The organism is Streptomyces sp. NPDC001843 (assembly GCF_042891955.1).
Classification (GTDB): domain Bacteria; phylum Actinomycetota; class Actinomycetes; order Streptomycetales; family Streptomycetaceae; genus Streptomyces.
Genome location: NZ_JBIATQ010000001.1, coordinates 909,975 through 923,603, shown reverse-complemented (window position 1 = coordinate 923,603; position 13,629 = coordinate 909,975). Strand labels below are relative to the sequence as shown.

Here is a 13,629-nt window from a genome sequence, read left to right as displayed (position 1 = left end):
GATGGGTGCACACAGGCGGAAGTGCGACTGGTGCGGCAGCGGTACGCCCATCGTCCGTGACATGGAGCCGATCAATCCCGACTACCAGTACTGGTGCGAGGAATGCGCGCGGGCGCTGATCATAAAAGGCGACCCGATCGAGACGTACCGCGAACTCGAGGGCGAGCCGATCTACGGCCGGCTCCTCGAGGAGCACTGCACGCTCAAGCGGTTCTATTCGTTCGTCACGGCCTGATCCCCGCCGGGCCTCGGCAACGATGTCCGGCGAGCACCAGGAAGAGCAGACCGGCCCCGCCGTAGAGGGCCGACAGCGCGAACTGGGCAAGCCCCTGGTGCAGTTCGGGCCGCCCCGGCCCGTGCGGCACCCACCACAGGGCGTACGAGCCGAAGACCAGTGCCGTACCCACGGCGCCCGCGCGGTGTCCGCGCGTCCACAGCAGCAGCACGAGGGGCACGCACCACACCCAGTGGTGCGACCACGACACCGGGCTGACCAGCAGCGCGGTCACCGCGCAGCCGACCACCGCCCACGCCCGCTCGCCGCGCAGTTCCGCCGCGACCGCCACGGCCAGCCCCAGCAGGGCCACCAGCGCCGCTGTGGCGGCCCAGACGGCTCCCGGGTCCGGCGTGTGCAGAAGCCGCGCCAGAACGCCGCGCAGGGCCTGGTTCGCCGTCTCCTCGGCGCGGCCCACCCGGCTGGTGCGGAACACCATGCCGGTCCAGAACCGCCACGAGTCGCCCGGCAGGAGGGCCGCCGCCAGCAGCGTCGCCCCGGCGAACGCGACGGCCGCCCCGCGCGCGTGCCGCAGCCAGGGCCCTGCGCCGTCGCCCCTGAACCGTGCCACCGCACCGGTTGCCAGCAGGAACACCGCGAACAGCGCGGGCGTCAGCTTCACCGCCGCGGCCAGTCCCACACCCGCTCCCGCCCAGCGGCCCCCGGGGCGGCGTGAGAGGTCCCACAGCACCAGGACGGCGATCAGCAGGTTGATCTGTCCGTAGCGCATGGTCGTCCACACCGGCTCGCACCACACGGCCACGGCCGCGATCCACCAGGCGGCCTCCTCGCGCGCGTGGCCCACCAGTCGCAGTGACAGCCGCGCGAACACCACGAGCAGCGCGAGGTTCCCGGCCCTCGCCAGGGTGCGCAGGAGGCCGGTGTCCAGCAGCGTCAGCGGTGTGAACAGCAGGGCCGCGAAGGGCGGGTAGGTGGTGGGCAGACGCGCGGCGGTGGTCCGCAGCGCGTACAGGTCACCGCCCGCGCGGACCGTCGCGGCTTCCGCCCGGTACACCTTCAGGTCGATCATCGACACGTGCGCGGCCCGCTGCGCGATCCAGAACGCGACGAAGGAGACCAGGCATGCTCCGAGGGCGGTGGTCGTACGGCGGTGGGCTGCGGGGGGCGCGATCACGGGCACGAAAGCCGACATTAGCGCCCATACAGGTCCGGAACGGAAACGATTTGGTGCTGCACCCCTACGACCGTGTAATGTTGGCGTCGCCGCCAGGGAAACCGGGCGACACGGTCAACATGCGGTCCCGCCGCGTGAAGACAAGGGGCTATAGCTCAGTTGGTAGAGCGCCTGCATGGCATGCAGGAGGTCAGGAGTTCAATTCTCCTTAGCTCCACAGAAGTAGAAGGCGGATCACTCGATCGAGTGGTCCGCCTTTCGCGTGTTCCAGGTTTCGGCGGATTTCGGCAGACGTATGGCATACGGCGGGCCACCCGTGAATTCGGGTGGCCCGCCGTATGCGCCGGCCTGCCGTATGTGCGCTCAGCGGCCCAGGGCGCGGCGTCCTCGGCCCTGGGAGAGAACCGGGAGGTTACGGCCCGGGGCCCGGTCCCGAGAGGCTTCCTCCTCGATGCGCAGGGCGAGTGCCGGGCAGCGGCGCACCGCGCGCAGGGCCTTCGCCTCGGCGTAGCGCGGCACCTTCGCCTGCGCCACCGTCGGGAAACCGTCCGCGCCGAGTTCGAAGACCTCCGGAAGGATGTCCGCGCACAGCCCGTGGCCCCGGCACAGCGTCCAGTCGACGTAGATCTTCTGACGGCTGTTGCCGTTGTCGATCTCCGCCGGTTCGCCGCCGCCCGGAATGCCCGTGGGCATCTTGCCGTCCTCGAAGAGCGGCAGAACGCCCTCCACGGGCCGTCCACAGCCGTTTCCGAGGACATGCGCCGCCAGGTCGTCGGTGAACGCCTTGACCGTCGACTCCAGGAACATCGCGGAGCCGTCCGGGTGCGAGCACGCGCCGCGCCGCTTGACGTTCTTGGCGACCTGCTTGAGCGCCTCGAGGGCGGCCGGGCCGCCGCCGTTGAGGATGTCCTCCATGCCGCGCGCGGCGGCCGGCAGACCGAGGTAGCAGGGACCGCACTGCCCCGCGCTCTCCTCCGCCAGCCACTGCGCCACCCGCAGCGACTCGCCCAGCGGGCAGGTGTCCTGACTGATCGGCAGGATCGCGCCGGCGCCCAGCGCACCGCCCACCGCGTCCAGGGAGTTGCGGGAGACGATGGCCTCGTTGACGGTCGCCGCGTCGATCCACTTGCCGTGGTAACCGCCGGTCAGCACGCCCTGCGGCACCGGCGGGGCGCCGGCCAGCTGCAGGACGTAGCGCAGCGGCACACCGGTGGGGACCTCGATCACCATGGGGCGGGCGACCGCCCCGGAGACGGTGAGCATGACGGTGCCCGGCTCGTCGTACAGGCCGGTGTTGCCGTAGCGCTCCGGGCCGATGCGGGCGGCGATGGCCAGCTGGGCGAACGTCTCGGCGTTCGACAGCAGCGTCGGAGCGCCGCCGACGCCGTTCTGCGAGGCGCTGGTCTTGCGGCCGGGCGGGATCGCCGGACCGCCGTCGATCGAGCGGATCAGCGACGCGGCGGCGCCGGTGACCATGCGGATCGGGTTGCGCTGGACGAACGCCTTGAGCGCCGAGCGGCGGCCGGTGCCCAGGCCGCGCTCGTTGAGCGCGGCCTCCATGGAGCGCTGCGTGGACTCACGGGTGACACCGATCACGAGGGTGCGGGCACCCAGCGCCTCCGCGCACAGCAGGGCGCCGTCCAGGATCAGGTGCGGGGCACGGTTGATCAGGACGGTGTCCTTGCGGCAGGCCGGTTCGTCCTCGCTGCCGTTGACGACGACGACCGGGCGGACACCGCGCTTGATCGCCGACTCGGCGACCGAGCGCAGCTTCTTGTGGAACGGGAAGCCCGCGCCGCCGCGCCCCTTGAGGCTGATGGCCTCGGCGAGCTGCGCGAGCTGCTCGCCTCCCAACGGTTCGAGCGGCCCATGCACCTTCAGGTGCATGGGCAGGTCGAGTCTTTCGACAAGGTCAAAGCCAGACGTGAGCTGCGGAAGTCCGACCACGCGGACTTCTGGGACGTCGGGCAGGGCCTCGTTCACCTATAGCCTCCGGAAGGCGTGTTCCAAGGTTCGCCCGATCCCGGTGAGTCGAAGGACGCACCGGGCGACGGCTGGTTGGCGGGACCATTGTTGTACGCGTCGCCTGAGTTGTACGTGGCGTAGGCGGTGTTCGTCTCACCGGTGTTGTACGCATCACGTCCGCCGTACCCGCCGCCGCCCGGATTGTTGTAGACCGGGGTGGTGTATCCGGTGTCGGCCAGCGGGTCGTACGCCGACGGCGGGGCCTCGCCGACCGGCGGCGGGGACGGGATCGGCCAGCTGCCCGAGGTGCTGGACGGGCCGTCCACCCGCGGGAACGCCTCCGTGGCCTGCATGTCCATCGGCATGTCCATGCGTGCGGTCTGGCCGGCCGCGAAGCCCTGCTGGCCCTGTCCGGGGGGCGTGACGGCCCGGTAGGCGGCCGCGAAGCCGGATCCGGCGGGTTCCGGAGCCTCGTACCTGGGGGCCGAGGGCGCCGTCGCGCGCGGGAAGGAGCCGGTGTCGGAGAACCCTCCCGGCTTCTCGAATCCCGGCAGCGAGGAACCGCCGGACCCGAGGGAGGTCCCCTCCGCCACCCTGGCGCGGCTGGCGTCCAGGTCGTCGAGTTCCTGCCGCTCACCACCGCCCAGGATGGCCATGAGCTGGGCGGAGACCTTGCGCTTGAAGGAGCGGGGCGCGGAGCGCAGGGCGAGGGCGGCGATGATGGCGACCAGGCACAGCTCGTAGGACCACATGAAGAACGGCTTCGCGAAGCGGCCCGAGAACAGGCCGTGGATCAGTGCCGCGCACAGGGCCGGGTAGGCCAGCATGTGCATCGCACGCCAGCGGGCCGCGACCGGCGCCGGGCTGGCGAACTGGTTGCGCAGCGCGCCGGTGATACCCACGAAGATCATGAGAAGGCCGGCCAGGGAGCCGAGACCGATCAGTCCCGAGCTGCCCTTGACGCCGAGGCTGAAGGGGATCAGCGCGGCGATCAGGACGGTGTGGGACAGCGCCAGCTTGATGGTCACGTGCACCAGGAGGAACGCGATCGAGGCGATGGCGAGCACCCGGTGGACGGCCTGGGAGACGATCCGCTGGCGTGTGTTCAGGAAGATCCGGTCCTGGGTCACCAGGCCCCAGATCACCGAGCTGGTGAGGCTGACGAGCGAAAGGACGCCCGCGCCGAAGTTCAGGAAGTCCTGGAGCCACTGGCCTCCGTACAGCACCACCACGGGTATGAGCAGCAGGACGACAGCGGTCGCCACCCCGTACGCCGACCGGCCGGGTTTGGGGAGCGAGCTGTTGATAGGACGAGGGTTCATGGGGGCAACTCCGAGCGGTTCGGGAAAGCGGTCCCGCTGCCGAACTTTAAATGGCGCCATACCGATCGGTACGAGGTTTGAGTTATTGCGTTGTTATCAAAGGACGATCCCAGCCGTTGCGATGTCCCTTAGGGGGTGTTACGCGAAGTAACGGTGATCCTTGGTCGAGTGGCTGACGTGGTCAGTAGATACATACGTAAGCGCGTCGCGGCTTGCTCAAGGCCTGCGGTACCCTAACGCCATGCGTGCCGTACGCCTTCTGCTTAGCGGGCCGCGCTGATCAGTCCCGACCGCCGGTGGGAGCCGGGGTCGGCATCGGCGCGGCGTCCCCTCCTGTGCGAGGGGATTTTTCATTTTCTTGAATGTTGCAGCCTTGAATGTCGCAGCCGCAGGCAGAGACGACCGATGGAGCTTTGAGGATCATGAGCGAGACGAACCCCGCTGCCGCCACTGCCGTGTCGGCGGAGGCAGCGCCGCACCGCTACACGGCCGCTCTGGCGGCCGACATCGAGGCACGCTGGCAGGACTTCTGGGACGCCGAGGGCACCTACGCGGCCCCGAACCCCAAGGGCGACCTGGCCGGCGACCCGGAGCTGGCCGCCCGCCCCAAGAAGTTCATCATGGACATGTTCCCGTACCCCTCCGGTGCGGGCCTGCACGTCGGCCACCCCCTGGGGTACATCGCCACCGACGTGTACGCCCGGTTCCAGCGGATGACCGGCCACAACGTCCTGCACACCCTGGGCTTCGACGCCTTCGGCCTGCCCGCCGAGCAATACGCCGTGCAGACGGGCACGCACCCGCGGGTGTCCACCGAGGCCAACATCGAGAACATGAAGTCCCAGCTGCGCCGGCTGGGCCTGGGCCACGACAAGCGCCGGTCGTTCGCCACGATCGACCCGGACTACTACAAGTGGACCCAGTGGATCTTCCTGCAGATCTTCAACTCCTGGTACGACGACGAGGCCCGCAGGGCCCGCCCGATCTCCGAGCTGGTCGCCCAGTTCGAGTCCGGTGAGCGCGCGGTGCCCGGCGGGCGGTCCTGGAACGGGCTGAGCGCCGCCGAGCGCGCCGACGTCCTGGGCGAGTACCGACTGGCCTACGCCTCCGACGCGCCCGTCAACTGGTGCCCCGGCCTGGGCACCGTGCTGGCCAACGAGGAGGTCACCGCCGACGGTCGCTCCGAGCGCGGCAACTACCCGGTCTTCAAGGCCAAGCTGCGCCAGTGGAACATGCGGATCACCGCATACGCCGACCGGCTGCTGGAGGACCTGGAGGCGCTGGACTGGCCCGAGGCCATCAAGCTGCAGCAGCGCAACTGGATCGGCCGCTCCGAGGGCGCCCGCGTCGACTTCCCCGTGGACGGCGAGCACATCACGGTCTTCACCACCCGCCCGGACACCCTGTTCGGCGCGACCTACATGGTGCTGGCGCCCGAGCACCCGCTGGTCGAGAAGTTCACCCCGCAGGCCTGGCCGGAGGGCACCCACGAGGTGTGGACCGGCGGTCACGCGACCCCGACCGAGGCCGTCGCCGCCTACCGTGCGCAGGCCGCCTCGAAGTCCGACGTCGAGCGGCAGGCCGAGGCCAAGGACAAGACCGGTGTCTTCATCGGCGCGTACGCGACCAACCCGGTCAACGGTGAACGGGTCCCCGTCTTCATCGCCGACTACGTCCTGATGGGCTACGGCACCGGCGCGATCATGGCCGTGCCGGCCGGTGACCAGCGCGACTTCGAGTTCGCGCGCGCCTTCGAGCTGCCGATCCACTGCATCGTCGAGCCGACCGACGGCCGCGGCACCGACACCGCGACGTGGGAGAACGCCTTCGCCTCGTACGACGCGAAGATCATCAACTCCGCCAACGACGAGATCTCGCTGGACGGCCTGGGCGTCGCCGAGGCCAAGGCGCGCGTCACCGCATGGCTGGAGAGCAAGGGCATCGGCGAGGGCACCGTCAACTTCCGTCTGCGCGACTGGCTGTTCAGCCGCCAGCGTTACTGGGGCGAGCCCTTCCCGATCGTCTACGACGAGGACGGGATCGCCCACGCCCTGCCCGAGTCGATGCTGCCGCTGGAACTGCCGGAGGTCGAGGACTACTCGCCGCGCACCTTCGACCCGGACGACGCCGACACCCAGCCCGAGACGCCGCTGTCCCGCAACGAGGAGTGGGTCAACGTCACCCTGGACCTGGGTGACGGGCCGAAGAAGTACCGCCGCGAGACCAACACCATGCCCAACTGGGCCGGTTCCTGCTGGTACGAGTTCCGCTACCTGGACCCGCACAACAGCGAGAAACTGGTCGACCCGGAGATCGAGCGGTACTGGATGGGCCCGCGCGAGGGCCTGCCGCACGGCGGTGTCGACCTGTACGTCGGCGGTGCCGAGCACGCGGTGCTGCACCTGCTGTACGCGCGTTTCTGGTCCAAGGTCCTGTACGACCTGGGGCACGTCTCCTCGGCCGAGCCGTTCCACAAGCTGTTCAACCAGGGCATGATCCAGGCCTTCGTCTACCGCGACAGCCGGGGCATCGCCGTGCCGGCCGCCGAGGTGGAGGAGCGCGACGGCGCGTACTACTACCAGGGCGAGAAGGTCACCCGCCTGCTGGGCAAGATGGGCAAGTCCCTGAAGAACGCGGTGACCCCGGACGAGATCGCCGCCGAGTACGGCGCCGACACCCTGCGTCTGTACGAGATGGCGATGGGGCCCCTGGACGTCTCCCGGCCGTGGGACACGCGCGCGGTGGTGGGCCAGTTCCGGCTGCTGCAGCGGCTGTGGCGCAACATCGTCGACGAGGCGACCGGCGAGGCCACCGTCACCGACGTCGAGGACGCCGACATCGACGCGGAGACGCTGCGCGCCCTGCACAAGGCGATCGACGGCGTCCGCCAGGACCTGGAGGGCCTGCGGTTCAACACCGCCATCGCCAAGGTCACCGAGCTGAACAACCACCTGACCAAGGCGGGTGCGGCCGTGCCCCGCGCGGTCGCGGAACCGCTGGTGCTGATGGTCGCGCCGCTGGCCCCGCACATCGCCGAGGAACTGTGGCGCAGGCTGGGCCACACCGACTCGGTCGTCCACCAGGACTTCCCGGTCGCCGACCCCGACTACGTCGTGGACGAGACCGTGACCTGCGTCGTGCAGATCAAGGGCAAGGTCAAGGCACGTCTGGAGGTGTCGCCCTCCATCTCCGATGAGGAACTGGAGAAGGCGGCACTGGCCGACGAGAAGGTCGTCGCCGCGCTGGACGGCGCCGGGATCCGCAAGGTGATCGTGCGGGCGCCGAAGCTGGTGAACATCGTTCCGGCGTAACGCTCGGGGTAGTCCCCTACGGGCAGGTTCGGGGTTTTTCTGGAACTCGGGGCCTGCCCGTACCGTTTACCGTGGAGAGCAGCGCGGTGTGCGCCGCGCGAGGCCCGAGGAGGAGCGCCGTGGAAGCAGTCGTCGCAGTCTTCGCCCTGCTCTTCCTGCTGTTCGTCGTCCTCGGCGCGTACGCCGCGGTCAGAGTGATCGGCGCCGCCAAGCGCGGTGTCGACCGAACGATCACCCAGGCCCGCCGTGCGGTCGAGGACCACACCCTGCGCGCCAAGTCCTTCGCGCAGCCCGGCCCGGCCGGTGAGATCGCGCAGCTCCGGCTCAGCCTGCGCACCTCGATGCGCGCCACCCAGGACGCGTTGCAGGCCGGCGCCGTGGAGGACGAGTCGCTCAAGGAGTCCCTCGGCCTCTTCGAGCGGCTCAGCGTGCACGGGCACGAACTGGACGACGAACTCAGGCGCCTGGAGTCGGAGCCGGACCGTGCCACACTCGCCGAGCGCCTGCCCGAACTGCGCAGCCGCACCGAGCGGATCACCCGGTCCGCCGACTCCCTGCGCTGGGCCGCCCGGGACCGGGCGCACCGCTTCGCCGAGGACGACCTCGACACGCTGAGCGCCCAGATCGACGTCGAGACCGGAGCGCTGCGGCACTGGACGCGTGCGCAGTCCCCGACCATGCCGCCGCCGTGGCCCGACGCCCCGGCCGACGAGGACCGGACCGCACAGCAGACCTGGCCCGATCCCTCTCGGCCCGGCACCGCCGAGGAACCGGCCCGGCCGTCGCTCACCGCGCCCGGCCGACGCCAGACGTACGCCTGGCAGAAGAAGACCCGCCCGGAGAGCACCACTTGATCCGGCCGACGGCGACCCGGGTCGCCGGGGCCGGTCTGCCGCACGAACGCTACGACAGGTAACCTCCAGGTCATGTCCTGCCATGTCGCTATCGTCACCGATTCAACGGCCTACCTGCCGCAGCGGACGATGGAGCGTCACGGCATCACCGCGGTACCCCTGACCGTGGTCCTCGGCGACCAGGCGCTCGAAGAGGGCACCGACATCTCCACCCGCTCCCTGGCCCAGGCCCTCCAGAAGCGGCGCGCCGTCACCACCTCGCGTCCCAGCCCACAGGTGTTCGCGGAGACCTACCGCAAGGTCGCCGAGTCCGGCGCCACCGGTATCGTCTCCCTCCATCTCTCCGCCGAGCTGTCGGGTACGTACGACGCCGCCGTCGTCGCGGCGCGCGAGGCGCAGGTGCCGGTGCGGGTGGTGGACACGGGCATGGTCGCGATGGCCCTCGGCTTCTGCGCTCTCGCCGCGGCCGAGGCTGCGGAGGCGGGTGGCACCGTGGACGAGGCCGTCACCGCGGCGGAGAAACGGGCCGAGGGTACCGCCGCCTATTTCTACGTCGACACGCTCGACTATCTGCGCAGGGGCGGCCGTATCGGCGCGGCACAGGCACTGCTGGGCTCGGCACTCGCGGTCAAGCCGCTGCTGCAGCTGGACGGCGGACGCATCGAACTCCTGGAGAAGGTCCGGACGGCGTCGAAGGCGATCGCCCGCCTGGAGGAGATCGCGGCCGAACGGGCGGGCAGTGCCGAGGTGGACATCGCCGTCCACCACCTCGCCGCCCCCGATCGTGCCTCGGCTCTCGCGGACCGGCTGCGGACACGTGTGCCGGGGCTGGCCGACCTGCATGTGAGCGAGGTCGGCGCGGTGATCGGGGCGCACACGGGACCCGGGCTGCTGGGGGCCGTGGTCTCGCCGCGATGACGTCCCGTCAGCTTTTTCATCCGTGAGGGTGGCGCGGTTTTCCACAACCGGCCGGTTGTCCACGGAAATCGAGCAAGATCATCGCCAGATGACGGGATGCCGGATCCTCGTCGCATGGCACTTCGAACCCCTTCACGCTCAGCGACCGCGACCAGTGGCCCCGGCCGCGCCCCCGCTTCCGACAGCCGCATCCGGCACCGCCGTTCCTCCGCCCGGCGTTCCGCCCGGCACCGCCACGCACCGGCGGAAGAGCTGCGCCGCCGTGCGGGACTGCTGTTCGCCGAAACCGCCCGGCAACCAGGCGAGTCGGGGCACGGCCCCCCACCGGCGCAGCCCCGGGCGGGCACGGCGAGCGGGGTGGGCACGGCGTGGGGGCCGAGTCCGGGGCCCGGGACGATCCCCGCGGAGGAGACGCGCACGGCGCCGGCTGCCAAGGCCCTGCACGTCTCGCAGGGCGGTGCCGAAGGCGAGCCGGTGGTCCCCGACTGGCTGGAGCGTGCCGAAGACGACTCGCCGGTCCCCGACTGGCGGGAGCGTGCCGCGCTCGCGGTCCGGGAGCGGATGCCGATGTGGCTGCAGACGCGGTGCGGTCTGGAGCGGCGGGGTGTGGTGGCGCTGTCGGTACTGCTGGCCGTCGCCGCGGTGTTCGCGGCGCAGCACTTCTGGGCGGCCCGCACCCAGTCCGTCAGCGCACCCCAGGTGGTGGGGGCCGAGGCTCCGTACGCGAGGGACACGGAACCCGGGCGAGGTGGCGGCCACCGGCAGAACCGGCCGGCCACACCCGGGACCGGCGCCGCGGCTGCCCCGGCAACCGGGACTCAGATCGTGGTCGACGTCAGCGGCAAGGTCCGCGACCCCGGAATCCATCGCCTGCCGACCGGTTCACGGGTCGCCGACGCGCTCCGCGCGGCAGGCGGGGTGCGCCCGGGCACCAGCACCGAGGGCCTCAACCAGGCCCGCTTCCTCGTGGACGGCGAACAGGTCGTCGTCGGGGGCCCCGCACCGGCGCCGGGCGCTGCGGGCGCCACCCCGGGTCCCGGCGCGGCGGGTACGCAGGCAGGGGCCGGCCCTGCGGTGCCGGTCTCCCTCAACACGGCCACCGCGGACCAGTTCGACGCCCTCCCCGGTGTCGGCCCCGTGCTGGCCCAGCACATCATCGACTACCGCACCCGGCACGGTGGCTTCCGTTCGGTCGAAGAGCTGCGCCAGGTCAACGGAATCGGCGCTCGGCGCTTCGCCGACCTGCGGAACCTGGTACGGCCATGAGCCGGGCGCCCGACCCGCCGAGCGCCGTCCCGCTGTCCGACGGCGACCGCCTCGCGCCCCGCTCCGCCCGCCGGGCCGTCCACGAGGCCTCCGGGAAACGGCTGGGTGCCGCACACCCGCGGCAGGAGGGGCCGACGGACCTGCGCCTCGTACCACCCGCGCTCGCCGCCTGGGCCACGGCCGCGTTCACACTGGACGCGCCGCCGGGCTGGGCGGTGGGCATCGGCGCCGCCTGCCTGGTCACGGGGGTGCTGCTGCTGTCCGGGAGAGCGCCGGCCAGGGGCTCGCCGTCCGGCTGGTCACGCGTCACGGTCGCCGCCGTGCTCCTGTGCGTGGCCGCGGCGGCCGCATCCGCCGGGCTGCACGGGGCGGACCTGCGGCGCGGGCCGATCCCCGCACTGGCCCGGCAGTACGCCACGGTGACCGCCGAGATCGAGGTCGGCTCCGATCCCCGGCTGAGCAGACCCCGGGTCACCGGCGATCACGCGGCCCCGGTCGCCGTGCTGGTCCACGCGGAGGTGCGGCGCGTCGAGACGGCCGAAGGGACGGTGGCGGTGACACGGACACCGGTGCTGGTGATCGTCGACGCGGATGTGCCGGAGCCGCGCGGGATTCCCGGGGAACGGGCGACAGGCGCGCGGGCGGCCTGGCTCCGACTGCTGCCCTCGACCCGGCTCAGGGTGAGCGGCCGGCTGGCACCGGGGGCGGCGGGCGGGGACCGGACGGCAGCCGTGCTCCGGGTGCGGGACGGGCAGACGCCGGAGGTCGTGGAGAGGCCGAACGGCCCGCAACGGCTGGCGGGACGGCTGCGGGCCGGGCTGCGCGACGCCACCGACGGGCTGCCGGGCGACGCCCGGGCGCTGCTGCCCGGGCTGGTCGTCGGGGACACCTCGCGGATCACGCCCGAACTGGACGACGCCTTCCAGCAGACGGACCTGACACACACCCTGGCCGTCTCCGGCAGCAACCTCACCATCCTGCTCGCGCTGCTCATCGGACCGCCCGGACTGGCCCAGCGGGCCGAGCGGCGTGGGCTGGCCCCGTGTCTCGGACTCTCCCTGCGGGCGACCGCGCTGCTCGCGGCGGTGCTCACGCTCGGCTTCGTCGTCGTGTGCCGACCTGACCCGAGCGTGCTGCGGGCCGCCGCATGCGGCACGGTCGCCCTGCTCGCCCTGGCCACGGGACGCCGCAGATCGCTGGTTCCGGCGCTGGCGACGGCCGTGCTGCTGCTGGTCCTGTACGACCCGTGGCTGGCCCGCAGTTACGGCTTCCTGCTCTCCGTGCTCGCCACCGGCGCCCTGCTCACGCTGGCACCCCGTTTCGCGGCGTCACTACGGCGGCGCGGGGTGCCGGCACGGCTCGCCGAGGCGCTGGCCGCCGCTGCCGCCGCACAGGCCGTGTGCGCTCCGGTCGTCGCCGTACTGTCGGCCCGGGTGAGCCTGGTGGCGGTGCCGTGCAATCTGCTCGCGGAGGTCGCGGTCGCCCCTGCCACGGTGCTGGGCTTCGCGGCACTGGCGACCGCGCCGGTGGCCATGCCCGTGGCGAAGGCCCTGGCCTGGCTCGCCGGCTGGCCGGCCGGATGGATCGCGGGTGTGGCCCGGGGCGGGGCCGAGCTCCCCGGCGCGGGGGTCGACTGGCCGGGCAGCTGGGCCGGGGCACTGCTGCTCGCCGCCGTCACGGTGGCCGTCGTACTCCTCGGGCGGCGGCTGCTGCGGCGCCCGTGGTGGTGCGGTGTCTGCGGGCTGCTGCTCCTGCTGGCCGTGGTGCGCCCGGCGCCGCTGACCCGGGTGATCACGGGCTGGCCGCCGCCCGGCTGGCGGCTGGCGATGTGCGACGTGGGGCAGGGCGACGCGACGGTGCTCGCGGCGGGCGGCGGCACCGGGGTGGTGGTGGACGCCGGGCCCGATCCGGCACTGGTCGACCACTGTCTGCGGCAGTTGGGGATCACCCGGATCCCGCTGGTCGTGCTGACCCACTTCCACGCCGACCATGTCTCGGGCCTGCCCGGTGTGCTGCGCGGGCGGTCGGTGGGCGAGATCGAGACGACCGGCTTCGAAGAGCCCGCCGACCAGGCAGGTTTTGTACGGAGGGAGGCGGCCGAACGGAACATCCCCGTCACCCGTGCGGTCGCCGGGGAGCAGCGGCGGACCGGGCCGCTGTCCTGGCGGGTGCTGTGGCCCCCGCCCCGCCCGGTACCGGAACCGGACGGGCCCAACGACGCCAGCGTGGCCCTGCTCGTCCGGTCGGCCGGGCTGCGGATGCTGCTGCTCGGGGACCTGGAGCCTCCGTCCCAGCAGGCGCTGTTGCGATCCGTGGCGGCGGCAGGGATGGGCCGTGTCGATGTCCTCAAGGTCGCCCATCACGGCTCCGCCAACCAGGACCCCGACCTGATACGCCTGGTCGCCCCCAGGATCGCGCTCATCAGCTGCGGTGCCGGCAACCCGTACGGCCACCCGGCACCCCGCACCGTGCGGGCGCTGCGGGACGAGGGCGCGTTGGTGCTGCGCACGGACCGGGACGGGGCGCTGGCCGTCGCCGGTACGGGCGGGGCGGACGGGGAGGTGCGGGTGGCGGGAGACTGAGG

At 72.0% G+C, this 13,629-nt stretch carries 9 protein-coding genes and 1 tRNA gene; 7 read left to right on the top strand and 3 right to left on the bottom strand.

Annotated features, from left to right (window positions below):
• The first annotated feature begins 1 nt into the window (after position 1).
• The gene (locus ACFYZQ_RS04310; RefSeq protein WP_006136074.1) at positions 2–235 is read left to right on the top strand and encodes a hypothetical protein; all 234 of its coding nucleotides are present in this window, start codon (positions 2–4) and stop codon (positions 233–235) included.
• On the opposite strand, the gene ACFYZQ_RS04305 is transcribed toward ACFYZQ_RS04310, so the two are convergent.
• Positions 225–1,415 (bottom strand): glycosyltransferase 87 family protein, encoded by a 1,191-nt coding sequence (locus ACFYZQ_RS04305; protein WP_389141406.1) that lies wholly within the window; start codon positions 1,413–1,415, stop codon positions 225–227. The two genes, ACFYZQ_RS04310 and ACFYZQ_RS04305, sit on opposite strands and share 11 nt — an antisense overlap.
• A 138-nt stretch (positions 1,416–1,553) precedes the next feature.
• Here ACFYZQ_RS04305 and ACFYZQ_RS04300 point away from each other — a divergent pair.
• Positions 1,554–1,626: transfer RNA gene (locus ACFYZQ_RS04300), tRNA-Ala, on the top strand.
• A 146-nt stretch (positions 1,627–1,772) separates the two neighbouring features.
• Here ACFYZQ_RS04300 and ACFYZQ_RS04295 read toward each other — a convergent pair.
• Both ACFYZQ_RS04295 and ACFYZQ_RS04290 read right to left on the bottom strand, forming a co-directional pair.
• Positions 1,773–3,392, bottom strand: a complete 1,620-nt coding sequence (locus ACFYZQ_RS04295; RefSeq protein ID WP_388787195.1) for an NADH-ubiquinone oxidoreductase-F iron-sulfur binding region domain-containing protein — start codon at positions 3,390–3,392, stop codon at positions 1,773–1,775.
• A complete protein-coding gene (locus ACFYZQ_RS04290; protein ID WP_389141404.1) occupies positions 3,389–4,696 on the bottom strand; it encodes a cytochrome b/b6 domain-containing protein in 1,308 nt (435 codons plus the stop codon). The genes ACFYZQ_RS04295 and ACFYZQ_RS04290 overlap by 4 nt, the downstream gene beginning before the upstream one ends.
• A 422-nt stretch (positions 4,697–5,118) precedes the next feature.
• On the opposite strand from ACFYZQ_RS04290, the gene leuS reads away from it, so the two are divergent.
• From leuS to ACFYZQ_RS04265, 5 genes are all read left to right on the top strand, one after another.
• Positions 5,119–8,007 (top strand): leucine--tRNA ligase, encoded by a 2,889-nt coding sequence (gene leuS / locus ACFYZQ_RS04285; RefSeq protein ID WP_389141402.1) that lies wholly within the window; start codon positions 5,119–5,121, stop codon positions 8,005–8,007.
• Positions 8,008–8,126: 119 nt separating this feature from the next.
• Positions 8,127–8,861 (top strand): hypothetical protein, encoded by a 735-nt coding sequence (locus ACFYZQ_RS04280; RefSeq protein WP_389141400.1) that lies wholly within the window; start codon positions 8,127–8,129, stop codon positions 8,859–8,861.
• A 72-nt stretch (positions 8,862–8,933) separates the two neighbouring features.
• The gene (locus ACFYZQ_RS04275) at positions 8,934–9,779 is read left to right on the top strand and encodes a DegV family protein (protein WP_389141398.1); all 846 of its coding nucleotides are present in this window, start codon (positions 8,934–8,936) and stop codon (positions 9,777–9,779) included.
• A 114-nt stretch (positions 9,780–9,893) separates the two neighbouring features.
• The gene (locus ACFYZQ_RS04270) at positions 9,894–11,045 is read left to right on the top strand and encodes a helix-hairpin-helix domain-containing protein (protein ID WP_389141396.1); all 1,152 of its coding nucleotides are present in this window, start codon (positions 9,894–9,896) and stop codon (positions 11,043–11,045) included.
• Entirely contained in the window at positions 11,042–13,627 is a 2,586-nt protein-coding gene (locus ACFYZQ_RS04265; RefSeq protein ID WP_389141394.1) for a ComEC/Rec2 family competence protein, read from the top strand. The genes ACFYZQ_RS04270 and ACFYZQ_RS04265 overlap by 4 nt, the downstream gene beginning before the upstream one ends.
• The last annotated feature ends 2 nt before the right edge of the window (positions 13,628–13,629 follow it).